The organism is Bradyrhizobium sp. USDA 336 (genome assembly GCF_044908355.1).
Classification (GTDB): domain Bacteria; phylum Pseudomonadota; class Alphaproteobacteria; order Rhizobiales; family Xanthobacteraceae; genus Bradyrhizobium; species Bradyrhizobium yuanmingense.
The window spans coordinates 5926615-5951128 of the sequence record NZ_JBIYDC010000002.1; the positions used below are offsets into that span (position 1 = coordinate 5926615).

Annotated in this window: 23 protein-coding genes; 11 read left to right on the top strand and 12 right to left on the bottom strand. The window is 65.9% G+C overall.

The annotated features are described in order from the left end of the window. Window positions 1-3: 3 nt before the first annotated feature. From ABIA45_RS28810 to murJ, 4 genes are all read right to left on the bottom strand, one after another. Window positions 4-573, bottom strand: a complete 570-nt coding sequence (locus tag ABIA45_RS28810; RefSeq protein ID WP_271541556.1) for a NifU family protein — start codon at window positions 571-573, stop codon at window positions 4-6. A gap of 248 nt (window positions 574-821) precedes the next feature. Beyond that, the gene (locus tag ABIA45_RS28815; RefSeq protein WP_404654505.1) at window positions 822-1316 is read right to left on the bottom strand and encodes a universal stress protein; all 495 of its coding nucleotides are present in this window, start codon (window positions 1314-1316) and stop codon (window positions 822-824) included. Between the two features lie 105 nt (window positions 1317-1421). After that, window positions 1422-2474 carry a tryptophan--tRNA ligase gene (trpS, locus tag ABIA45_RS28820; protein ID WP_404654506.1) on the bottom strand — a complete coding sequence of 351 codons (1053 nt, stop codon included), beginning with the start codon at window positions 2472-2474 and terminating at the stop codon, window positions 1422-1424. A gap of 81 nt (window positions 2475-2555) precedes the next feature. Then, window positions 2556-4088, bottom strand: a complete 1533-nt coding sequence (gene murJ, locus ABIA45_RS28825; RefSeq protein WP_404654507.1) for a murein biosynthesis integral membrane protein MurJ — start codon at window positions 4086-4088, stop codon at window positions 2556-2558. 124 nt (window positions 4089-4212) lie between these two features. Here murJ and ABIA45_RS28830 point away from each other — a divergent pair, with 124 nt between their 5' ends. Next, complete coding sequence (locus ABIA45_RS28830; RefSeq protein WP_404654508.1) at window positions 4213-5214, top strand: adenosine kinase; 1002 nt, start codon at window positions 4213-4215, stop codon at window positions 5212-5214. Between the two features lie 243 nt (window positions 5215-5457). Here ABIA45_RS28830 and ABIA45_RS28835 read toward each other — a convergent pair whose 3' ends face one another. Next, entirely contained in the window at window positions 5458-6654 is a 1197-nt protein-coding gene (locus tag ABIA45_RS28835) for a serine hydrolase domain-containing protein (RefSeq protein ID WP_404654509.1), read from the bottom strand. Between the two features lie 346 nt (window positions 6655-7000). On the opposite strand from ABIA45_RS28835, the gene ABIA45_RS28840 reads away from it, so the two are divergent. Both ABIA45_RS28840 and ABIA45_RS28845 read left to right on the top strand, forming a co-directional pair. After that, the gene (locus ABIA45_RS28840) at window positions 7001-7321 is read left to right on the top strand and encodes a hypothetical protein (protein ID WP_100236193.1); all 321 of its coding nucleotides are present in this window, start codon (window positions 7001-7003) and stop codon (window positions 7319-7321) included. 159 nt (window positions 7322-7480) lie between these two features. Beyond that, the gene (locus tag ABIA45_RS28845; protein ID WP_404654510.1) at window positions 7481-8974 is read left to right on the top strand and encodes an NAD-dependent succinate-semialdehyde dehydrogenase; all 1494 of its coding nucleotides are present in this window, start codon (window positions 7481-7483) and stop codon (window positions 8972-8974) included. Between the two features lie 168 nt (window positions 8975-9142). On the opposite strand, the gene ABIA45_RS28850 is transcribed toward ABIA45_RS28845, so the two are convergent. Then, window positions 9143-10057, bottom strand: coding sequence for a phosphoribosylaminoimidazolesuccinocarboxamide synthase (locus tag ABIA45_RS28850; RefSeq protein ID WP_404654511.1), 915 nt, complete (start codon window positions 10055-10057; stop codon window positions 9143-9145). Window positions 10058-10119: 62 nt separating this feature from the next. Then, the gene (locus ABIA45_RS28855; RefSeq protein WP_404654512.1) at window positions 10120-11037 is read right to left on the bottom strand and encodes a pirin family protein; all 918 of its coding nucleotides are present in this window, start codon (window positions 11035-11037) and stop codon (window positions 10120-10122) included. A 317-nt stretch (window positions 11038-11354) separates the two neighbouring features. Here ABIA45_RS28855 and ABIA45_RS28860 point away from each other — a divergent pair, with 317 nt between their 5' ends. Both ABIA45_RS28860 and ABIA45_RS28865 read left to right on the top strand, forming a co-directional pair. After that, a complete protein-coding gene (locus tag ABIA45_RS28860; RefSeq protein WP_404654513.1) occupies window positions 11355-12410 on the top strand; it encodes a helix-turn-helix domain-containing protein in 1056 nt (351 codons plus the stop codon). Between the two features lie 331 nt (window positions 12411-12741). Then, window positions 12742-14169: a serine hydrolase domain-containing protein gene (locus tag ABIA45_RS28865; RefSeq protein WP_404654514.1), complete on the top strand. Its 1428-nt coding sequence runs from the start codon at window positions 12742-12744 to the stop codon at window positions 14167-14169. A 61-nt stretch (window positions 14170-14230) separates the two neighbouring features. Here the strand turns inward: ABIA45_RS28865 and ABIA45_RS28870 are convergent, their stop codons facing one another. Then, window positions 14231-15598 (bottom strand): MmgE/PrpD family protein, encoded by a 1368-nt coding sequence (locus tag ABIA45_RS28870; RefSeq protein ID WP_275501718.1) that lies wholly within the window; start codon window positions 15596-15598, stop codon window positions 14231-14233. 117 nt (window positions 15599-15715) lie between these two features. On the opposite strand from ABIA45_RS28870, the gene ABIA45_RS28875 reads away from it, so the two are divergent. Next, entirely contained in the window at window positions 15716-16831 is a 1116-nt protein-coding gene (locus ABIA45_RS28875; RefSeq protein WP_404654515.1) for an aromatic acid exporter family protein, read from the top strand. A gap of 308 nt (window positions 16832-17139) precedes the next feature. After that, window positions 17140-17634 carry a septal ring lytic transglycosylase RlpA family protein gene (locus tag ABIA45_RS28880; RefSeq protein WP_404545120.1) on the top strand — a complete coding sequence of 165 codons (495 nt, stop codon included), beginning with the start codon at window positions 17140-17142 and terminating at the stop codon, window positions 17632-17634. A gap of 36 nt (window positions 17635-17670) precedes the next feature. Here the strand turns inward: ABIA45_RS28880 and ABIA45_RS28885 are convergent, their stop codons facing one another. Beyond that, a complete protein-coding gene (locus ABIA45_RS28885; RefSeq protein ID WP_271541584.1) occupies window positions 17671-18159 on the bottom strand; it encodes a DUF2867 domain-containing protein in 489 nt (162 codons plus the stop codon). Next, window positions 18156-19556 (bottom strand): MATE family efflux transporter, encoded by a 1401-nt coding sequence (locus ABIA45_RS28890; RefSeq protein ID WP_271541586.1) that lies wholly within the window; start codon window positions 19554-19556, stop codon window positions 18156-18158. The genes ABIA45_RS28885 and ABIA45_RS28890 overlap by 4 nt, the downstream gene beginning before the upstream one ends. 160 nt (window positions 19557-19716) lie before the next feature. Between ABIA45_RS28890 and ABIA45_RS28895 the strand changes: the two genes are divergently transcribed. The 4 genes from ABIA45_RS28895 (at window position 19717) to ABIA45_RS28910 (ending at window position 21956) form a co-directional block, all read left to right on the top strand. After that, the gene (locus ABIA45_RS28895; protein ID WP_271541587.1) at window positions 19717-20445 is read left to right on the top strand and encodes an outer membrane protein; all 729 of its coding nucleotides are present in this window, start codon (window positions 19717-19719) and stop codon (window positions 20443-20445) included. Window positions 20446-20524: 79 nt separating this feature from the next. After that, window positions 20525-21091 (top strand): RNA polymerase sigma factor, encoded by a 567-nt coding sequence (locus tag ABIA45_RS28900; RefSeq protein WP_275501917.1) that lies wholly within the window; start codon window positions 20525-20527, stop codon window positions 21089-21091. Further along, a complete protein-coding gene (locus ABIA45_RS28905) occupies window positions 21088-21516 on the top strand; it encodes a hypothetical protein (protein WP_404654516.1) in 429 nt (142 codons plus the stop codon). The genes ABIA45_RS28900 and ABIA45_RS28905 overlap by 4 nt, the downstream gene beginning before the upstream one ends. Continuing rightward, window positions 21513-21956: a periplasmic heavy metal sensor gene (locus ABIA45_RS28910; protein ID WP_157284907.1), complete on the top strand. Its 444-nt coding sequence runs from the start codon at window positions 21513-21515 to the stop codon at window positions 21954-21956. Before ABIA45_RS28905 ends, ABIA45_RS28910 begins: the two co-directional genes overlap by 4 nt. 387 nt (window positions 21957-22343) lie before the next feature. Here the strand turns inward: ABIA45_RS28910 and murA are convergent, their stop codons facing one another. Next, window positions 22344-23636 (bottom strand): UDP-N-acetylglucosamine 1-carboxyvinyltransferase, encoded by a 1293-nt coding sequence (gene murA / locus ABIA45_RS28915; protein ID WP_036024088.1) that lies wholly within the window; start codon window positions 23634-23636, stop codon window positions 22344-22346. Between the two features lie 259 nt (window positions 23637-23895). Continuing rightward, on the bottom strand, window positions 23896-24363 hold the full coding sequence (locus ABIA45_RS28920; protein WP_404654517.1) for a hypothetical protein: 468 nt from the start codon (window positions 24361-24363) through the stop codon (window positions 23896-23898). Window positions 24364-24514: the final 151 nt, after the last annotated feature.

The window sequence follows — 24514 nt, forward strand, 5'->3', positions numbered from 1 at the left end:
GGCTTACATCGGCCGGACTTCGACCACGTCAGGCACGAAGTGCTTGAGCAGGTTCTGGATGCCGTGCTGGAGCGTCGCCGTCGATGACGGGCAGCCGGAGCAGGCGCCCTTCATGTTGAGATAGACGATACCGTCCTTGAAGCCGCGGAAGGTGATGTCGCCGCCGTCATTGGCGACGGCCGGCCGCACCCGGGTCTCGATCAGGTCCTTGATCATGTCGACGGTCTCGGCGTCGGCTTCATCGAAGAACTCGTCCTCGTCGTCGAGATCGGCATCGCTGTGCGCTTCGCCGTCGGCGAGCAGCGGCGCGCCGGACATGTAGTGCTCCATGATGGCGCCGAGAATCGCGGGCTTGAGCTGCTGCCACTCACCGCTCGCCTTCGTCACGGTGATGAAGTCCGATCCGTAGAACACGCCGGTGACGCCGGGCACCTCGAACAGCTTTTCGGCGAGCGGCGAACGCGCCGCCGATTCGCGGCTCGAAAATTCCATCGGGCTGCCGTCGACCACGACGCGGCCGGGAATGAACTTCAGCGTGGCGGGATTGGGGGTGGCTTCGGTTTGAATGAACATGGTTTTCTCCAGACGTCGCCGGTTCAAGGCCGGCGCGTGCTCTATCCCCTAGCAGATGGCGACGGCGAACGCACGGTCAAGGGGAAGGCTGGACGTTTCGGTGCAATTTCAGTGGGTTAAGGTACGCAATCTTCTCTCGTCGTCATGGCCGGGCTTGTCCCGGCCATCCACGCTTTGCTTCGTCGTGCCAAGAACGTGGATGCCCGGGACAAGCCCGGGCATGACGAGTAACCCACCGGCAGAGCCGCCTACGACAGCGAATCCACGCTTTCGTCGCTCAGCGCGCCCGAGATAATCGTCACCGGCACCGGGAAGGTGCCGAGCGCATTTGCGAGCAGCGAGACCAATGGTCCGGGCCCCTCCGCGCCAGGATTGGCGGCGAGCACCAGCATGGCGATATCGGGGTCCTCGTCGATCACTGCGAGCAGCTGTTCCATAGCGCTGCCTTCGCGGATCGCCCGCTCCGGCGTGATGGCGGCGATGCCGTTGGCGCGCCCGGCGGCGCGGTCGAGCGCGGCTTCGGCGGCTTCCTGCGCCTCGGCGCGCATGATGTCGGCGACCCCCAGCCATTCCTGGCTCTGCTGCTCCGGCTCGATGATGCGCAGCATCACCACGCCGCCGCCAGCGCGGATCGCCCAGCGGCTTGCGTAATAGACGGCGCGATCCCATTCGGCGCTGTCGTCGACGATGACGAGGCATTTGGGCTTGTGACCCGGCTCGTAGCAAAGTCGCTTGCTGGTCATGCATGTCCCGGATTGTGCACGGGAGCATGCTGCCACACTCCCGCGATGTTTGGGAGGGGCGAAGCGGCCGGCGCCGTGGCGCCAGCCGGTATCGTGAAGCGCGCCCTAGCGCCGGCGGATGAAGCCAACGATGTCCTTGGCGAGCTTCATGGTCTCGTCGGCGATCGCGCGCGCCCGATCGGATCCCTCGTTCAGGATCGCGTCGATATGGCCGGGGTCGGCGACGAGGCGCTTCATCTCGCCGGCGATCGGCGCGAGCTTTGTCACGCACAGCTCTGCCAGCGCGTTCTTGAAGCTGGAGAACTGGCCGTTGCCGAATTCGCGCAGCACGTCCGCCTTGGAGCGGCCGGACAGCGCGGCGAAGATGCCGACGAGATTGTCGGCCTCGGGCCGCGCTTCCAGGCCTTTCTCTTCCGTCGGCAGCGGCTCCGGATCGGTCTTCGCCTTGCGGATCTTCTGCGCGATGGTGTCGGCATCGTCGGTCAGATTGATGCGCGAATTGTCGGAGGCGTCCGACTTCGACATCTTCTTGGTGCCGTCGCGCAGGCTCATCACGCGCGTCGCCGGACCCGTAATCAAGGGTTCCGGCAGCGGGAAGAACAGCCCGTCATTGACGCCCTGCGCGCGGATCGAGTCGCCGAAGTCGTTGTTGAACTTCTGCGCGATGTCGCGCGAAAGCTCGAGATGCTGCTTCTGGTCCTCGCCCACGGGAACGTGGGTGGCGCGGTAGAGCAGAATGTCGGCCGCCATCAGCACGGGATAGTCGAATAGACCGACCGAGGCGTTCTCGCGGTCCTTGCCGGCCTTCTCCTTGAACTGGGTCATGCGTCCCAGCCAGCCCATGCGCGCGACGCAGTTGAAGATCCAGGCGAGCTCGGCATGGCCCGAGACCTGGCTCTGGTTGAACACGATGTGCTTCTTCGGATCGATGCCGGCCGCGATGAACGCGGCGGTCACCTCGCGGGTGTTGCGCGCGAGCTCGACCGGCCCGCCCCAGACGTCCACCCCTTGCGTGATCGCGTGCATGTCGACGACGCAATAGATGCAATTGTGGGTTTCCTGCATCTTCACGAAGTTGACGATGGCGCCGAGGTAATTGCCGAGGTGGAGATTGCCCGTCGGCTGGACGCCCGAAAAGACCCGTTCAACGAATGGCATGGTCAGCCTTCCCATAGGTATTCGGCCGTCGTTTCCAACAGCGGCGCTGCCCCGTCAAGGGTCTTTCGCCGGGCTCGCGGTTTAGCCGGGCCGTTTCAACGCGTTAACCGCCTCACGCCAGGAGGCGGCGCCGACGGTTTGCAGCAGCAAGCCGTAGACGGCGATCCCGGCCACGATCTGTACACCCAGCGCAATGAAGTGGATGAGCCCATGGGCGCCGGCAGGCACCAGACCCGTTGTCAGCCAGAGCAGGGCGCCCATGGCGATCGCGGCCAGCACGATCCGCGGCAATCGCGTGCGGGCACTCGCATCGATCGAGAAGCCGAACGCGGCCGTGCCCTTCCGGATCAAGGAGAGCGCGCTGCTCCAGGCGCCGGCCGCGATACCAGTCGCGATACCGCTCGCGCCAAGGAGATGGCCGAGCAGAATCGCGAGCACGACCGTCACCACGAAGCCCTTGGCTGTCGCGAGCAGCGGCGTCATCGTGTCGTTGCGGGCATAGAAGGCCGGCGACAGCGCCTTGATCAGCACATGCGCCGGCAGGCCCAGCGCCAGCCACATCAGCGCACGCGCAGTGGCCGAGCTGTCCTCCGCACCGAACGCGCCATGCTCGAACAACAGCCGCACGATCGGCTCGGCGAGCACGATCAGGCCGATCGTGGCCGGCAGTGCCAGCCCGGCCGCAAGCTCCAGCGCGCGGGATTCGGCATGCGCCACCGCGTCGCGATCGGAGCTAGCGACGGCGCGCGTCAGCTCCGGCACCAGGACGGTGCCCATGGCGACGCCGACAATGCCGAGCGGCAGCTCGATCAAGCGGTTGGCGAAATAGAGCCAGGACACCGCGGACGGCGTTGCGGACGCGATGATCGCACCCGCCACCATCAGCCATTGCGGCCCCGAGCTTGCGATCATGCCGGGGATCGCCTTGGCGAAGAAGCCGCGCATCTCCTTGTCGAAACTGGCGCGCAGCGGTGTCGCCAGGCGCGCGCTTCGCCGCGACAGCAGCATCAGCAATTGCAGCAGGCCGGCCAGGCCGACCGTCGCCGCCAGGATCCACGCGGCGAAGCCGGCGTCTGCATGCCAGACCAGCAGCATCACGATCGCCGCGATCAGCGCAATGTTGAACAGCAGTGGCGAGAACGCCGTCAGCGCGAAGCGCCCCTGCGCATTGAGAAGCCCCATCAGCACGGTGACGGGACCGGCGAAGGCGAGGTAAGGCAGCATCAGCCGCGCGTTCTGAACCGCGAGATCGAGCGTGCCGCTGCCGAGGAATCCCGGCGCGATGATCGTCATGATCAGCGGCATCAACAAGGCGATCAGGATCGAGCTCGCGATCAGGGCCGCGCTGACCGTACCGAGCACGCGCCCGGCGAACGCCGCGGCTTCCGCCACCCCGTCGCGGTCCCGCACCCGCAGCCAGGCTGGGATCAGCGCCGCGTTCAGCGCGCCCTCGCTGAGCAGCCGCCGCACCACGTTGACGAGCTGGAACGCCGCCAGAAACGCGTCCGCCACCGCGCCAGTGCCGAGCAGCGCCGCAATCAGGGAATCTCGGGCGAAACCCAGCAGGCGCGAGGCCAGCGTTCCCGTCGAGACGGTCAGGAAGGAGCGGATCATGCTCTCGAAAATACCGTTGCTTGCCCGCCGAGGCCCGGTCGTGATAGGCCGCGAGCTTGGATTTCAGGCCGACAGGAAGCGGATTTCTGGTTAGATCGCAATCCGGCAAACAGGATCAAGGTGAATGGCTGACGTGAAATACGACGTTCTCGGCATCGGCAACGCGCTGTTCGACGTGCTGGTTCGGACCGACGAGGCCTTTCTGGCCAAGCATGGCATGGCGAAGGGCAGCATGTCGCTGATCGACGAGGCGCGCGCGGCGGCCATCTACAAGGACATGGGTCCGGCCACGGAAGTCTCGGGCGGATCTGCGGCCAACACCATCGTCGGCATCGGCAGCCTGGGGGCGCGCGCCGCCTATGTCGGCAAGGTCAAGGACGACCAGATCGGCAAGCTCTACGTGCACGACATTCGCGCCGCCGGCGTCGCCTTCAACACGCCCGCTGCCAAGGACGGCCCCGCCACCGGCTGCTCCTACATCCTGGTCACCGGCGACGGCGAGCGCACCATGAACACCTATCTCGGCGCGGCGCAGGACCTGTCGCCCGCCGACATCGATCCGGCCGAGATTGCGGGCGCGGGCATCGTCTACCTCGAGGGCTATCTCTGGGACCCCAAGAACGCCAAGGAGGCCTTCGTCAAGGCGGCCAAGATCGCCCATGACGCCAAGCGCAAGGTGGCGCTGACGCTGTCGGATTCCTTCTGCGTTGATCGCTATCGCGACGAGTTTCTCTCGCTGATGCGGAGCGGCACCGTCGACATCGTGTTCGCCAATGAGTCCGAGCTGCACTCGCTCTACATGACCTCGGATTTCGACACCGCGCTGAAGCAGCTGCGCAACGACGTCAACCTCGGTGTGGTCACCCGCAGCGAGAAGGGCTGCATGGTGGTGTCGTCGGAAGACGCGGTCGCCGCGCCGGCCTTCCCGGTCGAGAAGGTGGTCGACACCACCGGTGCCGGCGATCTCTTCGCCGCCGGCTTCCTCTACGGCCTCGCGCGCAACTTCGGATACAAGCAGTGCGGCGAGCTCGGCGCACTCGCCGCCGCCGAAGTCATCCAGCACATCGGCGCCCGCCCGCTGGTGTCGCTGAAGGAGCTGGCCGAGCAGCGCGGGCTGACGGGGTAGGGCGAGGCTCTCTCCCCGTCATTGCGAGGAGCGCAGCGACGAAGCAATCCAGAGTCTCTCCAGGGCGGCAAACTGGATTGCTTCGCTGCGCTCGCAATGACGCTGTTGATGCATGTGCGCCTCCCACTCACTGTCGTCATGCCCGGGCTTGTCCCGGGCATCCACGTACTACGTGCCGTGCGGTGAGCCGTGGATGGCCGGAACAAGCCCGGCCATGACGCATGGTGAAAGCCGCGCGCCCCCTCACGCCGCCCTCTGTCCGCTTCCGGCAGCATCGAGCCCGGCATAAACGCCGCGCTCAAAGCCTGCGAACGCCTCCAGGCATTTCGCGTCCGCGAACGGCAGCAGCTGCATCAGGATGACGCCGGTGACGTCTCGCGCCGGGTCGATCCAGTAATAGGTGTTGGCGAGGCCCGCCCAGGCGAGGCTGCCGGCGCTGCGGCCCTCGGCGGTCTTCGCGGTGTTGATCATGAAGCTGAGGCCCCACTTCTTCACCTGCTCCGGATAGAGATCGACGTCGTTGGTGTACATCGGCGCCGCCGTCGTCATCTTGGTCATGTTGAGATCGCCCATCTGGTTCTGGCTCATCATGGCGACCGTCTCGGCTTTCAGCACCTGGTTGCCGTTGCCGCGGCCCTTGTTGAGGATCATCTGGGTGAACTTGATGTAGTCGGACGCGGTCGAGTAGAGGCCGCCGCCGCCCATGTGGAATTCCGGCTCCTGCTCCAGCTCGAACGGGATCGCTGCGAGCTGGCCGTCCTCGCCGCGCGCATGCATGCCGACCAGGCGCTTGCGCATGTCGTCGGTGATCTTGAAAGCGGTGTCGCGCATGCCGAGCGGCGCGAACAGATTGTCACGCAGGTACGCGTCGAGCCGCTTGCCGCTGGCGGCCTCCACGGCCTTGCCGACGAAATCGATGTTGGTGCCGTACTCCCAGCGCGTGCCGGGGTCGGACATGATCGGCGTCTTCAATGCCGCGTTCTGGCAGGTGGTGATGGCGGGAATGCCGTTCTTGTCCAGATAGACCGCGAGATCGCCGTTCCACATGTTGTAGCAGAAGCCGGCGGTGTGGGTCATGAGCTGGCGCAGCGTGATCGGCCCCTTGGCCGGGCGCAGCTTCGCCTCGCCATTGGCGTCAAAACCTTCGAGCACCTGCGGATTGGCGAGCTCCGGCAAAACATCGCCGATCGGCGCATCCAGCGACAGCCTGCCCTGCTCGACCAGCTGCATGGCGCCCGCTGTGGTCACCGCCTTCGTCATCGATGCGATCCAGAACACGCTGTCGGCGGTCATCGGATCGGGCTTGGACAGATCGCGCTTGCCGAACGCACCCTGATACAGCACGTCTTGACCGCTGGCCGCGATGGCGACGACGCCCGGAATCTCCTTGGTCTCGCTCTTCTGACGCAGAATCTCATCGATCTGGGCTTGGCTTTGCATGGCGTTTCCTCGGGTTTGATTATTGTTGGAAGTGATCGATTGTCTTCCCGGATCTCCGGCGCGGCAAGCGCCATCTATGTACCTGCACCGGTCGCGATGTCGTGACTTGACGGTCTTGATCCAACGCAGGACGACAACGAGGCTGAGCGCGTACGCTCTTTTACAATCTGCGGTGGATCGGCGTGTCTCGCCTCACCTTGGATGGGTTTCTCGCGATATGCTTCGTGGTTTTCGAACCCCTGAAACATTTCGTGAGCTGCCGCGTTCAGCACCCGGCCCGATCGACGAGCCGTTAAGACTTGATGCAAATGTGCCGGCCGTGGATGGGCGGCGAGGGGGACCTCAGATGATTTCGACCTGGAGCGAATGGAAACGCTATCCCCGTGCCGGACGAGGCGAGAATCTGGAGGCGCCGATTTCGCCCGGCATTTACGAGGTCCGCATCGCCGGCACCGGCGCGCTCTATTCCTTCGGCGCCGTCGACAATCTGGCGCAGGCGCTGGCGCTGCTGCCGGTCGGCTCGAAGTCGTGGTTCGGCCGTCGCGACACCTCCCACGTTCCCGATCTGGAATACCGGACCTGCGCGACCTCCACGAAGGCGGACGCCAAGGCCGCGGCCGAACGCATGATCGGACGCCGCGAGACCTATATGAGCGGCGCAGCCTGATCCTTCCGCGGCGGTGGTGCTTCACCTCTCCCCGCCGGGGAGAGGTGAAGGACCAGCGGCCCTCAGCTTAACTCCCAGCAGATGTGCGTTGCCGGGCGGTGCATTGCGTACCGTCTGTCCCTATATTGCGGCCGATCCGATCGCCCAGGGAGAAACGCCATGACACCGACCGCCGCCGCACGCGCCTCGCAAGCCACCGCCACTCTGCGCGACCGGTTGAAGGACCCATCGCTGCTGAAGGAGGCCTGCTACATCGACGGCGCCTGGGTCGGCACGCCGGTCTTCGCCGTCAACAATCCCGCCACCGGCGTCGAGCTCGCAAAGGTGCCGCAGCTTGGTGCCGACGACACCACCCGGGCGGTTGAAGCCGCCGAGCGCGCCTTTCCGGCCTGGGCAAAGCACACCGCCAAGCAGCGCTCCAACATCCTGCGTAAATGGTTCGAGCTGATCACGGCCAATCGCGAGGATCTCGCGCTGATCCTCACCTCCGAGCAGGGCAAGCCGCTCACCGAGGCGCTCGGCGAGGTCGATATCGGCGCGGCCTATATCGAGTTCTTCGCCGAGGAAGCGAGGCGCGTCTATGGCGAGACCATCCCGACCCAGCGCGCCGATGCGCGCCTGCTCGCCATCAAGCAGCCGATCGGCGTCTGCGGTGCGATCACGCCGTGGAATTTCCCGAACTCGATGATCACGCGCAAAGTGTCGCCGGCGCTGGCGGCCGGCTGCACGGTGGTGCTCAAGCCCGCCAACGAGACGCCGCTGTCGGCGCTGGCGCTGGCCGTGCTCGCCGAGCGGGCCGGCGTCCCCAAGGGCGTGCTCAACATCATCACGGGCGATGCGCCGCCGATCGGCAAGGTGCTGTGCGAGCATCCGGCCGTGCGTTTCGTCGGCTTCACCGGCTCGACCGCCGTCGGCAAGATCCTCTACCAGCAGGCCTCGGTCGGCGTGAAGCGGCTCGGCCTCGAGCTCGGCGGTAACGCGCCGTTCGTGGTGTTCGACGACGCCGACATCGACGCCGCGGTCGAAGGCGCCATCGTCTCGAAATACCGCAACATGGGCCAGACCTGCGTCTGCGCCAACCGCATCTACGCCCAGGACAAGATCTACGACGAGTTCGTGCAGAAGCTGTCGAAGAAGGTCGCGGCAATGAAGATCGGCGACGGCACCGAGAGCGGAGTGACGCAGGGGCCCCTGATCAACATGAAGGCGGTCGACAAGGTCGAGCGCCACATTGCCGATGCCGTCAAGCGCGGCGCCAAGGTCGTCACCGGCGGCAAGCGCAGCGAGCTCGGCCGCTCCTTCTTCGAGCCGACGGTGCTGGCCGACGTCAAGCCTGACTCGCTGGTGTCGCAGGAGGAGACCTTCGGCCCCCTCGCACCCGTGATCCGCTTCAAGGACGAGGCGGACGTCATCGCGATGTGCAACGCCTCGCCCTTCGGCCTCGCCTCGTACTTCTACTCCCGCGATATCGGCCGGGTCTGGCGTGTCGCCGAGGCGCTGGAATCGGGCATGGTCGGCGTCAACACCGGCCTCATCACCACCGAGGTCGCGCCCTTCGGCGGCGTCAAGGAAAGCGGCCTGGGCCGCGAAGGCTCGCGTCACGGCATGGAAGAATATGTCGAGATCAAATACGTGATGATGGCGGGGGTGTGAGAGCCGCCGTCCTCTTCGCGAACGCGAGGCAGGCAGAAATGGTGGAGAGGGGCTCCCGGCCTCTCCACGTCATTGCGAGCGGAGCGAAGCAATCCAGAATCCCTCCACGGAAAGACTTTGGATTGCTTCGCTGCGCTCGCAATGACGGAGCTGCGGTAACAGTCGGGCCTAAATCTTCAGCTCTGTCCCCGTCACGCGCCGATACGCTTCCAGGTACCGCTTGCTGGTCGCGTCCACCACGCTGGCCGGCAGCGGCGGCGGCGGGGCGTCGCCGTTCCAGCGGCCGGCGCGGCGTTCGACGTCGAGATAGTCGCGCAAGGGCTGCTTGTCGAAGCTCGCCTGCGGCTGACCCGGCTTGTAGGCATCTACCGCCCAGAAGCGCGACGAGTCCGGCGTCATGACTTCGTCGATCAAGATGATGCGGCCGTCCTTGTCGCGGCCGAACTCGAACTTGGTATCGGCGATGATGATGCCCTGCTCGCGGGCGAGCTCCTCGCCGAGCGTGTAGATCGCGCGCGTCATGCTCTCCAGCGTGTAAGCGACCTCGTCGCCGACCACGGCGCGCATCTTCGCGATGGTGATGTTCTCGTCATGGCCGCTCTCGGCCTTGGTCGCCGGGCTGAAGATCGCGGGCTCCAGCTTCTCGCTCTCGACGAGGCCGGCCTTCAGCTTCTCGCCGGCGAGCGTGCCGCTCGCGGCATATTCCTTCCAGGCGGAGCCTGAGAGATAGCCGCGGATCACGCATTCGATCGGAAACACGGTGGTGCGCTTGCACAGCATGGCGCGGCCAAGGATCTCCGCGCGATGCGGTTTCAACGCCGGCACGGCGGCAATGATCTCGTCGGTATCCGCGCTGATCATGTGATGCGGCACCACGCCTTCGAGCTCATTGAACCACCACGCGCTGATCTGCGTCAGCACTGCGCCCTTCATCGGGATGGTCTCGCCCATCACGACGTCGAAGGCGCTGATGCGGTCGGTGGTGACGAGCAGCAGGCGGTCGTCGTCGACAGCGTAGATATCGCGCACCTTGCCGCGTCCGATCTTGGCAAGCGGCAGGTCGCTGGAGAGCATGGTGGTCATCGGCAAAGCCTTCGCACAGGGAATCCAGCCGCATTCGTTGTGCGGCCGGACACCGGATTAGCCTATTCCGGCAGCGGAATGAACTCGTGTTCCTGCGGAACTGCCGCGAAGCGGCCGGTTTTCCAGTCCTGCTTGGCCTGCTCGATCCGCTCCTTGCTGGAGGAGACGAAATTCCACCAGATGTGGCGCGGGCCCTCCAGCGCATCGCCGCCGAGAAACATCATCCGCGTCGCCTTCAGCGCCTTCACGGTGATGCGGTCGCCGGGCCGGAAGATCAGCAGGCGCGGCCCCTCGTAGCGCTCGCTCGCGATCTCGACCTCGCCGTCGACCACGTAGATCGCGCGCTCCTCGTGATCGGGGTCGAGCGGCACGCTCGCGCCCGCGACCGCCGTGACCTCGGTGTAGAACCAGGGCGAGACCATCGACACCGGCGAGGTGATGCCGAAGGCGGAGCCCGCGATCACCCGCGCGGTGAAGTCGCGCTCGGAGATCATCGGTAGATCGCCCGCCCCATAGTGCTGGAACGACGGCGCGATCTCTTCCGATCCGGCCGGCAGCGCGATCCAGCTTTGCAGGCCGAGCATTTTCTGGCCGGAGGCGCGCTGCGCATCCGGCGTGCGCTCGGAATGCGCGATGCCGCGTCCGGCGGTCATCAGGTTCATCGCGCCGGGCGCGATCTCCTGGACATTGCCCTCGCTGTCGCGATGCATGATCGCGCCGTCGAACAGATAGGTGACGGTGGCAAGCCCGATATGCGGATGCGGCCGCACGTCCATGCCCTTGCCGGAGACGAACTGCACCGGGCCGAAATGATCGAAGAAGATGAAAGGACCGACCATCTGCCGCTTGCCGTGCGGCAGCGCCCGCCGCACCGCGAACCCGTCGCCGAGATCGCGGGTGCGCGGCACGATGACGAGATCGAGCGCATCGCAGGACATGGGATCGCCGAGCACGGGATCGTTCGAGGGCTGCCAGCTCATGAGTGGACTCCTTTTGGCTTTGTTGGACGCGACGGTAGCAGACTTTCACATCAGCGTCGCGACAAAGCGAGCGCCCGACGTCGCAGCTGCGATAGCCTACATACTCCGCTGTCATGCCCCGGCTTGACCGGGGCATCCAGTACGCCGCAGCCCATCGGTTCAACCGCTGCCGTCTCGGAGTACTGGATCGCCCGGTCAAGCCGGGCGATGACAGCTGTGGATGCCGCCGCTAGCCCTTGCATGCGGATGGACCTTGAAAAAGCGAGCCTGACGAACGATGTTCGGCTGCCTTCAACTGCGACCGTTCGACCCAGCCGATGACCCTTGCCGCAACCGAGCTCGCCTTCCGCGCTGCCAGCGTCGCGCTGCTGCTTGTGCTCGCGGCCTCGCTTGTCTCCGGCCTCCGTCATGTGCTGGCAGCCCGCCTCGGCGCCGTCTTCGCGTTAGGCTCGGCGGCGCATGCCGCGAGCTATTCCATCGGCGTGTCGTCGCCCGTTCCGATCTGGCACGCGCCGCTGATTGCACTGTCGACCGGCAACATCGTCGTGTTCTGGCTGTTCACTCGCGCGCTGTTCGACGACGACTTTCGGCTACGCTGGTGGCATGGTTTGATCTGGGCCGCGGTGACCGCCTTCAGCTTGGTCGGATGTCTCTGGATCGCGCCCGGCGGCAACGCGCGGTTCTCTGTGACGGCAGTGAACCTGATCGTGCTCGGCTTCATCGCGCTCGCGGTGGCGCAGACGATCGGATCGTGGTCCGCCGATCTGGTCGAGCGCCGCCGCCGCCTGCGCGTGTTCATCGTCTGCGCCGCCGCACTCTATGGCGGGTCGAATGCGCTGCTCCAGATCCTCGTGGCCTTCAGCGTGGGCGATGTCGCCGACACGATCAATACCGGCGTGCTCGCCTGCATCGTTGCCGCGATCGCCTACGCCATGTTGCGCGTCGATGGCGCCGATCTGTTTCCGATTGCGCCAGAGCCCGCACTGGCGATCGCGCCGATCCAGCCTTTGGCCGAGGACTCCAACCAGAAACTCATCGATGCCCTGATGCGCCTGATGGCGGACGAGCGGATCTATCGCCAGGAGAACATCACCATCGGTGTGCTGGCGGGCCGGCTGAAGATTCCCGAATACAGGTTGCGCCGGCTGATCAACCAGCAGCTCGGCTATCGCAATTTCAATGTATTCCTGAACAACCACCGCATCGACGAAGCCAAGGCCGCGCTCGCCGATCCCTCCCAGGCCGAGGTCCCCGTCATCACCATCGCCATGGACGCCGGCTTCCAGTCGCTGGGCCCATTCAACCGCGCCTTCAAGGCGGTGACAGGCGTGACGCCGACCGAGTACCGGCGGCTGAAGACGAGTGCGGCTTGATCCTTCTTTACCTCTCCCCGCTTGCGGGGAGAGGTCGGATTGCGAAGCAATCCGGGTGAGGGGGTACAGGTCCGTCGGCAGTCTCGCGTGCGGAGAGAGGCTCCTCACCCTAACCCTCTCAGCGCGAGCGAAGCTCGTCGCGGCCCCGTAAGAACGGGGAGAGGGAAGCAGACCCATCGCTGTCTCATTCTCGTATCACTCTGAAATTGCTCGCTTATTCCAAAATCGGCCAGCCCGTCCCGATTTCAACCAACCCCTTTTCCAAATCCGGCGAGCATCTCCCGCCCGCATCCCGCTTCCTCCCGGCATACGCCCCAGCCGGAGAACGCCCGTGACCCGCCGCCGCAAGATCCTCCTCATCGCCTCCGCCATCGCCGCAGCCGGCCTCGCGCTCGGCGCGGCCCGGGCTCGCGACGTGCCGAAGGTCGCGACCGGCTTCGTCGCCGACATCCTGTGCGCCGAGACGTTCGTCTCCGGCCTCGATCCCAGGCGCAACTTCGCCGAGACCACGGATGCCATGCCAGGAGCGAGTCTGATCGACTGGGCGATGGAGTACAGGGTCGACCGCGTCCGCAAGGATGTCACGGTGACGCTGTTCGGCCTCGGCCGCAGCCATGCCATGTATCGCGAGGGCCTCGGCTGCACGCTCGAGCACGGCGCTGGCATTGCCTCCGTCGAGCCGCTGCCTGACGACAAGCGGCCCGCGTTGCTTCCCGCGATCGCCGGCCCCGCGATCGTGCCGCCGCAGAGCCCCGAGCTCGGCGCCGCGCTCGACCGGGCCTTCGCCGAGCCCGCTCAACCGCCTTACCGCCGCACCCGCGCCATCGTCGTGATGAAGGCCGGCCGCGTCGTCGCCGAACGCTACGCCGACGGCATCGGCCCCGAGACGCCGCTGCTCGGCTTCTCCATGACCAAGTCGGTGGTCTCGGCGCTGATCGGCGTGCTGGTGCGCCAGGGCAAGCTGAAGCTCGACGGCCCCGCACCGGTCGCCGCCTGGAAAGATCCCGACGATCCGCGCCATGCCATCAATGTCGATCAGCTGCTGCGTCACACCGCGGGTCTTGCGCTCGGCAGCTCGCTGCAGGCCTCGCTCGGCTCCGCCTTCGAGCCGGTCAACCGGATGAAATTCGCCGAGAAGGACATGGCCGCCTATGCCGAGAGCATGCCGCTCGCAACCGCGCCCGGCACCGCATGGAATTATCACGACGGCAACACCCTCATTCTCTCGCGTCTGATCCGTGATGCGGCCGGCGGCACACCGCAAGACGCGCTGGGCTTTGCGCGCCGCGAATTGTTCGCCCCGCTCGGCATGCGGAATGTGGTGCTCCAGCTCGACGGCGCCGGCACGATCGAAGGGTCGAGCGAGATGCTCGCCTCCGCCCGCGACTGGGCGCGCTTCGGCCAACTCTATCTCAATGACGGCGTCGCCGGCGGCAAGCGCATCCTGCCGGAAGGGTGGGTCAGCTATTCGGCGACGGCCACGCCAAACGCGTGGGTCGGCATCGGCGCCGGCTTCTGGACCAACCAGGGCGACAGCTTTGGCGCAAATTTTCGCGTGGAGCACGGCTGGCCGCGCGATGCCTTCTTCGCCAAGGGCACGATCGGGCAGTACGCGATCGTGGTCCCGTCGGAGCAGCTGGTGATCGTGCGGCTCGGACGTTCCCCAAACGCACCGCCGCAAGCCGATGGTGTGTTCGAGTTGGTGCGGGATGTCGTGGCAGCAACGCGCGAGAATGGGAAGCTGGCGGGAGAGGATTAAGACGCCTCTTACCCTCCCCTGCCTGGAGGGGGAGGGTAAGAAGCGGCTGCGGCTCTAGCTCTTACCTCCCCAATTCCGTCGCCTGCGCCACGCGGTCGAACCGCTCCAGGGTCATGATCGCATCCGCGAACTTCTCCGCGCGCGCGTTCAGCACGGGACGGGCCAGCGTCAAAAACTTCTGCTGCATCGCCTGCGTATCCGGAAACGAGGTCGGCTCTCCGGACGGATCGGCGTAGAGCCGCTCGTGCACGCCGTCGTCCGTGGTGATGCTCACGCGCGCGCCGAACGGATGGGTGCGGCCGATCTCGAGCCGGTCGTCCTGCACCACGTCGAACTTGTCGGCGAGTGCGTCGATGGCGGCGTCGCCGAGACGGTTGTAATCGTCCCAGCCGAACGAGCCCTGGTCGAGTGCGAGCGCACCGGTGAAGAACATCGAGAACTGGCCCCCGACGATTGAGCGCGGGTGCCGCTTGGTCGCGGCGTCGCCGGTCAGCGTGATGCCGTTGCGGTGCAGGCCGATCTCGACGCGCTTGACCTGCTCCGGCGTCAGATTGTGCTCGCGCCGCATCGCGATCAGCGCGTCGATCGCGGCATGGGTGTAGCGGCAGCTCGGATAGGGCTTCACGCCGATCTTCATGGTCTCATAGGTCTTGCCGAGCTCGGCGACCGCCTTGTCCGGATGCGCATCGTCGGTGTAGCCGGCGAGCAGGCCGTGCTTGCCCTCGACCGATTCCGTCGCACCGACGAAATCGTTGCGCGCGAGCGTCGCGGCGATCACGCCGTTCATCGCGGCGGCGCCGACCTGGTAGCGCTTGTTCCAGGCGCCGTTGACCAGGAATTGCAGCGAGCCCGCGGCCTGGCTGCCGGAGACACCGAACGCGGCGATCAGCTGCTTCTCGCTGAGGCCGAACAGTTTTCCGGCCGCCGCAGCCGCGCCGTAGGTGCCGGCGGTCGCCGTCGGGTGGAAGCCGCGCGCGTAATGCGAGGTCGGATCGAGCGCGTTGCCGAGCCGGCAGCATACCTCATAGCCAGCGACGATCGCCGTCAGCACGTCGCGCCCGGAGGCGCCGACCATCTCGCCGACGGCGAAGGCGGCCGGCACCACCGGTGCGCTCGGATGCAGCGAGGAATCGGCATGGGTGTCGTCGAAATCGAGGGAGTGGCCGAGCGCGCCGTTGAGCAGCGCCGCGACCGCCGGCGTCCAGGTCTTGGTATCGCCGAACACGGTGGACTCGCCCTTGGTGTCGAGCGCCAGCGCCTCCAGCATCTTCAGCATCGACGGGGTCGATTCCGCCTCGCGCCGTGCCCTGATGGCGCTGCCGAGGAAGTCCAGCGTCAGAACCTTGGCGCGCTCCAGCACCTCCGCCGGAATATCCTGGTACTTGAGATTGAAGACATAGGCGGCGAGCGTTGCGGTTTCGTGAGCCATCGTGTTTCCTCGATTTGGCGCGCAAGTTAGGCGGGCTGATTTGGCCTTTCAAGCGGCCTTGCGTCGGCGGGGATCAGCCATGCTTTTGCTTAGGCGAAAAGGATCGGGATATTCCGCATGACGCGCGCAAGGCAGCTGTTCGACCGGATTCGCGCGCGGCGGACGCAATTGGGGCTGGCGATCCGGGTCACCGTCGCCGCGACCGCGGCCTATGCGATCGCGACCGCGCTGCATCTGCTGCTGCCGCTCTGGGCGGTGCTGACCTCGCTGATCGTGACCCAGATGAGCGTCGGCCGCTCGCTGAAGGCGACGCGCGACTACATGCTCGGCACCATCGGCGGAGCCGTCTATGGCGGCGCCATCGCCATCCTGATTCCCTATTCCAGCGAGGCGGGCCTGCTCGGCCTGCTGGTCCTCTCCGTCGCCCCGCTCGCCTTCATCGCCGCGATCAATCCGAGCCTCAGCGCCGCCACTGTCACCGCCGTGATCGTGCTCCTGGTTCCGACCCTGCATCATGCCGATCCCCTGACCTCGGCGATCGATCGGGTCAGCGAGGTCGGTGTCGGCGCCGTCACGGGATTGCTGGTCTCCTTCCTGGTGCTGCCCTCGCGCGCGGTGCGGCAGATCCGCGCCAGCGCGGCGGTTCTGCTCGAATTGATCGCCGATGCCCTCGCCGAGCTGCTGGCAGGCCTCACGCGCGGTCGCGACAACGACGCGCTGCACCGGATCCAGGACGGCATCGGCACCGCGATGGTCAATCTGGATGCGATCGGCTCCGAAGCCGAGCGTGAGCGCGCGGCGCGGCTGTCGAGCGGTCCGGACACCGGCCCGTTGCTGCGAACGATCCTGCGGCTGCGCCATGACGTCGTGATGATCGGCCGCGCCACGGTGGTGCCGCTGCCGGTGGAAGTGCAATTGCGGCTGGCAGCGCCCCTGTCGGAAGTGTCGACCGTGATCGCCCGCTTCCTCCGCTCGGCCGCTGGCGCTTTGCGCGAGGGCGCCGGCGCGCCGCCGATCCATCCCGTCCATGTCGCGCTCCAGCACTACGCCGAGGCCGTCGCGTCCGTCCGTCAGGATGGCCTGATCCGCGGTCACCCCAGCGACACCGCCGAGCGCTTCTTCGCGCTCGGCTTCTCCCTGGAGCAGATGCACCAGAATCTCGGCGACCTCGACCGCGTCGTCGGCGAATGGTCGGAGGCCTCGACAGATAAAACCGCACGCGTTGCGGAGTGAGTTCGGGCGCGTCGTCGTCAACGTCGGCTTTCGACAGTAATGCGCGTATGCGAAGCGCGGCGGTGATCGGCGGTCTGCGGCTCTGAGTCGCTCCACGCACGAGGTTCCATCGGGTCATGTTGCTGACGCATTCTCTGTTTTAATCGCAGAGAAGCACGACGTGAGGACCACCCCGGTTCTCACAACGGTTCCGTAGCCAGGGGTTGGCTCGAATCCGCAAAACGATCGGCAAGTTCATGAGCGCTGCTGCGTTCGCTTGACCACGTTTGCGGTTCTGGAACCGGACAATCTAAAAAATCACAGGACTCATGATGCTCTTCCGCTCGAGCGCCGCAGTTTGCGGCGCCCTGGTTACGCTTGCCTTCTCTGTTGCCGTTGCTCGAAGTGAAACGCGTGGGGATCACTCAAGTGCCGTCGTCGATGCCGCCTCCGGCGATGCGATCATTGGCGCGGCGTCCACCTACAATCCGTTCAAGCCTGGCAAGGAGGAGGGCGGTCCGCAGACGGCCTCCGGCGAGCGTTATGATCCCTCTGCCTGGACCGCCGCCATCAAGACGAGCTTGCGCCGGAAATTCGGTGGAGTCGGATTTGGCGCGAGGCCGAAATATGCTCTCGTCGAGGCCGTGGGCAAGAAGGTCATCGTCAAGATCAACGACGTCGGGCCATTAAGACCTGGCCGCATCATCGACTTCAATGAACGGACGATGCGCCATTTCGATCCGAGCATGGACCTCGGCGTCATTCCTGACGTGAAAGTCAGTCCGCTCGCGGGCGACAATTGGACTCCAGGGCCGGTGGGCTGAACACGGGGTGTTCGTTCAAATATCGGCCCGCACAGTTCATCGGACAGACTCCACGATCCGTCCCATCATGTTGCGGACCACGAGCTTGTGGAAGGGCATGATCAGCGCAAGATAGGTCCGGCCGAGCCGGTTGTGCGTGCGCACCAGCGTGGTCGAGGTCACCTGCCGGCTCGCGGCATCGCCTGAAACGTCGATGACGATGCGGAAGTCGAGGTGCGAATCGTCGAAGCCTGCGACCAGCTGCTCCGGCGTCTCGCTCAGCACCGGAAACAGGCCGATCATGCCGCGTGGGGCCGGCGCGCCTTCGCCCGATGTCTTCAGCCCGAACGGCCTCACCAGAATGTTGCGCAGCCGCAGCAACGCGTCGATCCAGCGCGGCCCGTTCAGCACCATTCTCGTGCAGGCCTCGCGGGCATTCACCGCTGCGGCGCCGATGTCCACGCAAAACGCGTCGATGAACTGCGCGCCGCCGAGCAGCGCATCGGCATCGACTTCAGGCGCGACTTCGCGGACCGTCCCGATCATCCCGCCATTTTGCGCGTCAGCATCCGGAAGCGCAAGATCAGGAGCCCGGCATAGACGAACGTGCCGATCGAGAATCCGATCCAGACGCCGACCGCGCCCAGCCCTGTGTGGAACGCCAGCAACCAGCCGATGGGAAAAGAGACACCCCAATAGCCGATCGCGGCGAACAGCAGCGTCATCTTGGTGTCGTTGATGCCGCGCAGCGCGCCGCCCATGATGGTCTGCAGGCCGTCGGCGATGAAGAAGCTGGCCCCGACCAGCAGCAGCGTTGCCGTCAGCTCGACGGTGGCCGCACTTTCGCTGCCGCCGCCGAAGAACAGCCGGCCGAGCTGATAGCGACCGATCACGATGGCGATCGTCAGCGCGGAGACCAGCGCGAGGCCGAGCACGGCTGCGACGAGCCCTGCGCGCTTCACCGCCGCCGGATCATTGCGGCCGAAGGCATGACCGACTCGTACCGTCGCCGCCATGCCGATGCCGAGCGGCACCATGAACAGCACGGCGGTGATCTGGAGCGCGATCTGGTGCGCGGCAATCGCGGTGGTCGAGATCAGGCCCATCAGCAGCGCGGCCGAGGAGAACAATCCGTATTCCAGCAGCAGCGAGAACGAGATCGGCGCGCCGATCGCGATCAGCTGGCGCATCAAGGGCCAGTCGATCCGCCAGAGGCGGGCGAGCGGATGATAGTCCACGAACGGCTTGCGCAGCCCGGCGATCGCGAGCGCGGCGAGGAAGGTGCCGAGATTGACCAGCGTGGTCGCAAGCCCCGCGCCGAACAGGCCGAGCTCGGGCAGGCCGAACAGGCCGTGGATCAGGGCATAGACCAGCGCGGCATTGACCGGGATCGCCGCCAGCGTGATCCACAACGGCGCCTGCGGCCGGTTCACCGCGCTCATCATGCTGCGCAGCGCGATGAATCCGAGCGCCGGTGCGATGCCCCAGGCCAGGCCGTTCAGATAGTGCTGCGCAAGCGCGGCCGAGTGCGGTGTTTGACCGAGTGCGAGCAAGATCTGCTCACCATAGAGCGGCGAGGCCATCATCGGCAGCGAGATCAGCAGCGCGGCCCATAGACCGACGCGCAAGGAGCGGCGAATGCGCCTGACGTCGCCGGCGCCGAACGCCTGCGCCGCCAGCGGCGACACTGCGGACGTCAATCCGAGCCCGAACGTGAAGCTGACGAAATAGACCGTATGGGCCAGCGCCGCCGCGGCCACCGCCTCCTCGCCGAGCCGCCCGATCATCGCAAGATCGGTCGTGATCATCGCGATCTGCCCGAGTTGCGTCAGCATCAGCGGCACGGCGAGGCGCAGCGTCTCGATGAATTCTTCGGCAAGGTGGTTCCGCCGTGCGTCCAGGCGTGCCCGGTACCGCCGTTTGGTGTCCAAAAGCTCGGTCATGCCGGGGACATAGCAGCCTCGATCGGCGAAGTAACGGCAAAGAAATGTGAGGGCGGGTGCCGCTGAAAAAAAAGGGCGGGCTCAGGCGAAGGAAAGGTCGGGTTGCGCCGTATTCGTCATGTGCGGCGAATCTGGGCCGGTCTCACATTGGAAATTGAGCATGATAACGAGATTCAGACTGACGTTCGCCGCGCTGTTCATCGGTTCTGCCATCCTGAGTGCCGGCGCCGCTGCAGCGGCCGACCTGAGGCTGCCCGCAGCGCCGCCCCCGCATGCGGCGTCGGCAGCCCTGCTGAGCTGGGCGGGGCCCTATTTCGGCGTTCTGGCCGGCTATCTGTCGGGCCGCTCCGAGATCTCGCTGCCGGCGACGGGTGAATTCCACTTTGTCGATCCGAAGGGCGCGATCGTCGGTGCAACGGCGGGCTTCTCGGCGCAATGGGGCCGGATCGTCGCCGGGCTCGAGGGCGACGTGAACTTCGTCGATGCGCGCGCGACGATCGATACCGGCTTTGCGCCGACACCCGCCGTCACGCAGCTCCAATCCGCGGTCAATTGGAACAGCCACCTCCGTGGACGGATCGGCTATGCTTTCGACCGCACGCTGCTGTTCGCCGCCGGTGGCCTTGCCGTCGCGGGCGTCGAGAGCAAGGCGTTCGACAATGGGATCGGCGCCGTTGCGAGCTGGAGCGATACACGGATCGGCTGGTCGATCGGAGCGGGCGGGGAATTCCGCTTCGCACCGCAGGCCTCGGTCCGGCTCGAATATCTCTATGACAATTACGGCTCGAAGACGCTGGCCGCCCAGACGATCGGCGCGACGACGTTCGGCGCGCGCGAGTCCCGGCTCGACACGCACACAGTACGAGCCGGAGTCTATTGGCGCTTTTGATGCTCGGTTGGAGGCGGCTATCGCCTGGTAGGATCGGTTCGCAATTCTCGGCTACGATGTCCGCAGGCCAGAGCAACAGATCGATGTGATGGAAGAGCCATCGGACGAGACCTTGATGGCGGAGGTTTCGGCGCAGCGGCAGCACGCGTTTCGCGTCCTCATGCGGCGCCATATGCCTCGGGCGCTGCGGGTCGCGGAGCGGATCGTGCGCGACCCGGTCGAGGCCGACGACATCGGCCAGGAGGCGTTCATGCGTGTCTGGACGCACGCAGCCTCTTTCGACCCAGAGGTTGCGAAATTCACGACCTGGCTCTACCGCATCGTCCTCAACCTGACGTTCGACCGCACGCGGCGCCGAACGTTCCAGCCCCTCGAAGACGCTGGCGATGTGCCCGATTCGGGACCGCACGCCGTCGAACGGCTCATCGCCGATGAGGAGGTTCGCCTTCTCAACCGCGCGATGGCCGGCCTGTCGGACCGGCAGCGCGGCGCGATCGCCCTCTTTCACATGGAGGGATTGAGCGGTGAGGAGGCGGCGAACGCGATGAATCTCAGCGCCAAGGCGTTCGAATCGCTGCTGGGCCGCGCCCGCACGGCGCTCAAGGCAAATGTTCAGAAAATACAGCAGACGGGGAGCCACGTATGACGCCCGAACAGTTCAGACAATTGGCCGAGACATGGGGAGGTGACGTCGAGCGCTGGCCCGCGCCGACGCGCGAGGCCGCGCGGCGGATTGCGGCGACTGCGGAAGGCGCTGCGGTCCTGGACCAGCAGTCGCGCCTCGACCGGCTCCTTGCCGTCGCCCCAGAGATCGAGACGGCGAGGGTGGATCGTTCGAGCTTTCTGGTCCTGCAAAGGCTCGCCGCCATCCCGCAGCAGCATAGGCCGGCATGGCATCAGCGCCTGCTGCGCCGGCCGGCGCTCGTTCCCGCCGCAAGTCTCGCCTGCTCCGTGATGGTGGGTGTGTGGCTGGCGGGAGCGCTGCCCTATGCCCACGCGCCGTCGGACCCCCTATCCGTCATGAGCGGCGTCTTCGACATCTACGCAATCGGCTATGGATCGGTGCAATGAAGTTCTGGCGAGAATGGTCCACTCCCTGGCGGGCGCTCATGCTGCTGTCGCTGTGCGTCAACGTCGTGCTGTTCACCTATGTCTCGGCGCAATGGCTGCTGTCCGGCGGCTTTCGACCGGGCGCAGCCGTGCCGCTACGCATGATCGAGCGTGTCGCCGAAAGACTTCCGGCGGAAGACGCGGAGATCCTGTGGAGCATCTATCGCGGCAAGGAGGCGGAGCTGGCTCCGCTCCAGGCCGAGTACCGGCTCGCATTGATGAAGGCGATGAAAACGGCGGCGCAGACGAATCTCGACAAGGCCGAGCTGGAAGCAGCCGTGAAGGATGCCCGCGACAAGCGCGTGAAGATCGGTGACCTCGTCGTCTCGACCTTCGTCGAGATGCTGGAACGAATTTCAGCGAAAGGACGCCGACAACTCGTCGGCGGCTATTTTCGCTGAGCCGCGCAGAGTGAACGAGGGATTCGGCCCGTCCAGACGTATCACCTACATCGATGTCTGCGAATTGGTGGAGATGATATGGTGCAACGATTTGACAGGACGGCAAGCGGACCAGTGGTGAGGTTCTCGCATCGGACGGCCGTCTACGTGCGTGCGGGTCTTGCGGCCGCGAGTCTGGTCGCACTTCTCGTGCTGTTTCTTTCGCAAGCCTCCGCAGGCGATGCGCGGAGTGAGGCGAAGCAGGCCTGCAAGGCAGACTATTCACGGTTCTGCGCCGGCACCATGCCCGGGGGCGGCCGCATCCGCAAATGCCTCGGCGACAATTACGCGAGCTTGTCCGGGGCCTGCAAACAGGCCGTCGACGCGAATCCGTCAAAATAGACCAGGTTAGCTCCGCTCCGGCACGCGCTTGATCTTCGCGCCAAGCGCGTTCAGCCGCTCCTCGATGCGCTCATAGCCGCGCTCGATCTGGTCGGCGTTGTTGATCGTCGAGGTGCCCTCGGCGCACACGGCCGCGAGCAGCATCGCCATGCCGGCGCGGATGTCGGGCGAGGTCATCGTGGCGCCGTGCAGGCGGCTGGGGCCGGCGATGATGGCGCGGTGCGGGTCGCACAGCACGATGCGCGCGCCCATCGCGATCAGCTTGTCGACGAAGAACATCCTGGATTCGAACATCTTCTCGAACATCAGGATCACGCCCTCGCATTGCGTGGCGGTGACAATGGCGATCGACATCAGGTCGGCGGGGAAGGCCGGCCAGGGCTGGTCCTCCAGCTTGGGCACATGGCCGCCGAAATCGTCCTGGATCTTCAATGTCTGATTGGAGGGCACGATGAGGTCGTCGCCCTCGATCCGGCAGACGATGCCGAGCCGCTCGAAGCCCATGCGGATCGAGCGCAGATGCTCGACGCCCGCGCGCGCGATGCGCAAGGGCGAGCGCGTCACCGCGGCAAGCCCGATCAGCGAGCCAACCTCGATGTGGTCGGGCTGGATCCGGTACGTCGTCCCGCCGAGCGTCGCTTGACCATGAATGATCATGGTGTTGGTGCCGATGCCTTCGATCCTGGCGCCGAGCGCGACCAAGAAATTGGCGAGGTCCTGCACATGCGGCTCGGAGGCCGCGTTGCGCAAATAGGTGATGCCGTCGGCGGCGACCGCCGCGACCAGCGCGTTCTCGGTGGCGGTGACGCTCGGCTCGTCCAGGAACACGTCCGCGCCCGCGAGCTTTGGCGCGCGGAATTCGAGCCGGTCGGTCGCGGTGACCTTGGCGCCGAGCTGCTCCAGCGCGAGCACATGCGTGTCCAGCCGGCGGCGGCCGATGACGTCGCCGCCCGGCGGCGGCAGCATCACTTCGCCGCAGCGGGCGAGCAGCGGCCCGGCGAGCAGGATCGAGGCGCGAATACGCACGCACAGCTCGGGGTCGAGGTCGGCGGCGCGGATGCTCTTGGCATGGATATGAAGCGTGTTGCGCGCGGACCATTCGGCCGACGCGCCGACCGAGCGGACCAGCTCGACCAGCGTCTCGGTGTCGCGGATCCGCGGCACGTTCTCCAGCACGACCGGATGCTCGGTCAGCAGCGCGGCGGCGATGATCGGTAGCGCCGAATTCTTATTGCCGGACGGCTCGATCGAGCCCGAGAGCCGGTGACCGCCCTCGACGATGTATTGGATGGGCGCCACGGGGTTCTCGCTGTCCTGTTGAGTGGGAGGGCCTGTTTCGGGCGGAAACTACAGAGATTTGAGCGCGGGAGCAATTGTACTGGGCGGTGGTTCGTGGCCGTTCCGTGAGCCCAGGCGAGGCTGCTGATCCCTCATGGTGAGGAGCGCGGAACGCGCGTCTCGAACCATGCAAGCCCCTATGTCGCCCGTGGCCATCCTTCGAGACGCCCGCTTTTGCGGGCTCATCAGGATGAGGACGGGAGCTTGTGGCAAGCGGCCCTCAAAACAGCCCGATGATATTCCCGATCACATAGAGGATCGCGATCAGGATCAGGGCCGCCATCATGAAAAAGGAGATTTCGATGGCGATGGCGCCGGTGCCGAGCGTGGCGGCGACGGCGGCGAGGAGCCGTTCCTCCCGGAAGATCAGGGAGAGCACCGAAAGCAGGATGGCGAGCAGGCCGAGCGAGATTGCCGTGACCGATGCGGTTTCACTCCAGCTTCGTCCAGCCGACTTCTCGACCTTCGGAGCCTGATACTCGACGCCCTTCACCTTCGCGACGATGCGGTCCTTGATGCGATGTCCGGTGTCGACGATCACCTTGTCCGCCGGCGGCGGCGGAAACACGATCGGCACGACCCAATGCGGCAGCACCGCCGCCATCAGCGCCAGCACGCCGACGATGCTGCCGATGATGCCGAGGCGGCGCGAGGGCACAGCGGAGCTGGGCGTTGCAGAGGCGGTCATGGCGCGACATTTCCCGGCCGGAATTGGCCTTGCGGGTTCATGCCGTTTCGTCGCGACGGCCCGTGGTGAGGTTCAGAGCCGAATTGGTGCGCCGTCATGCCCGGGCTTGTCCCGGGCATCCACGTTCTTTGTTCCGCGGGGCAAGACGTGG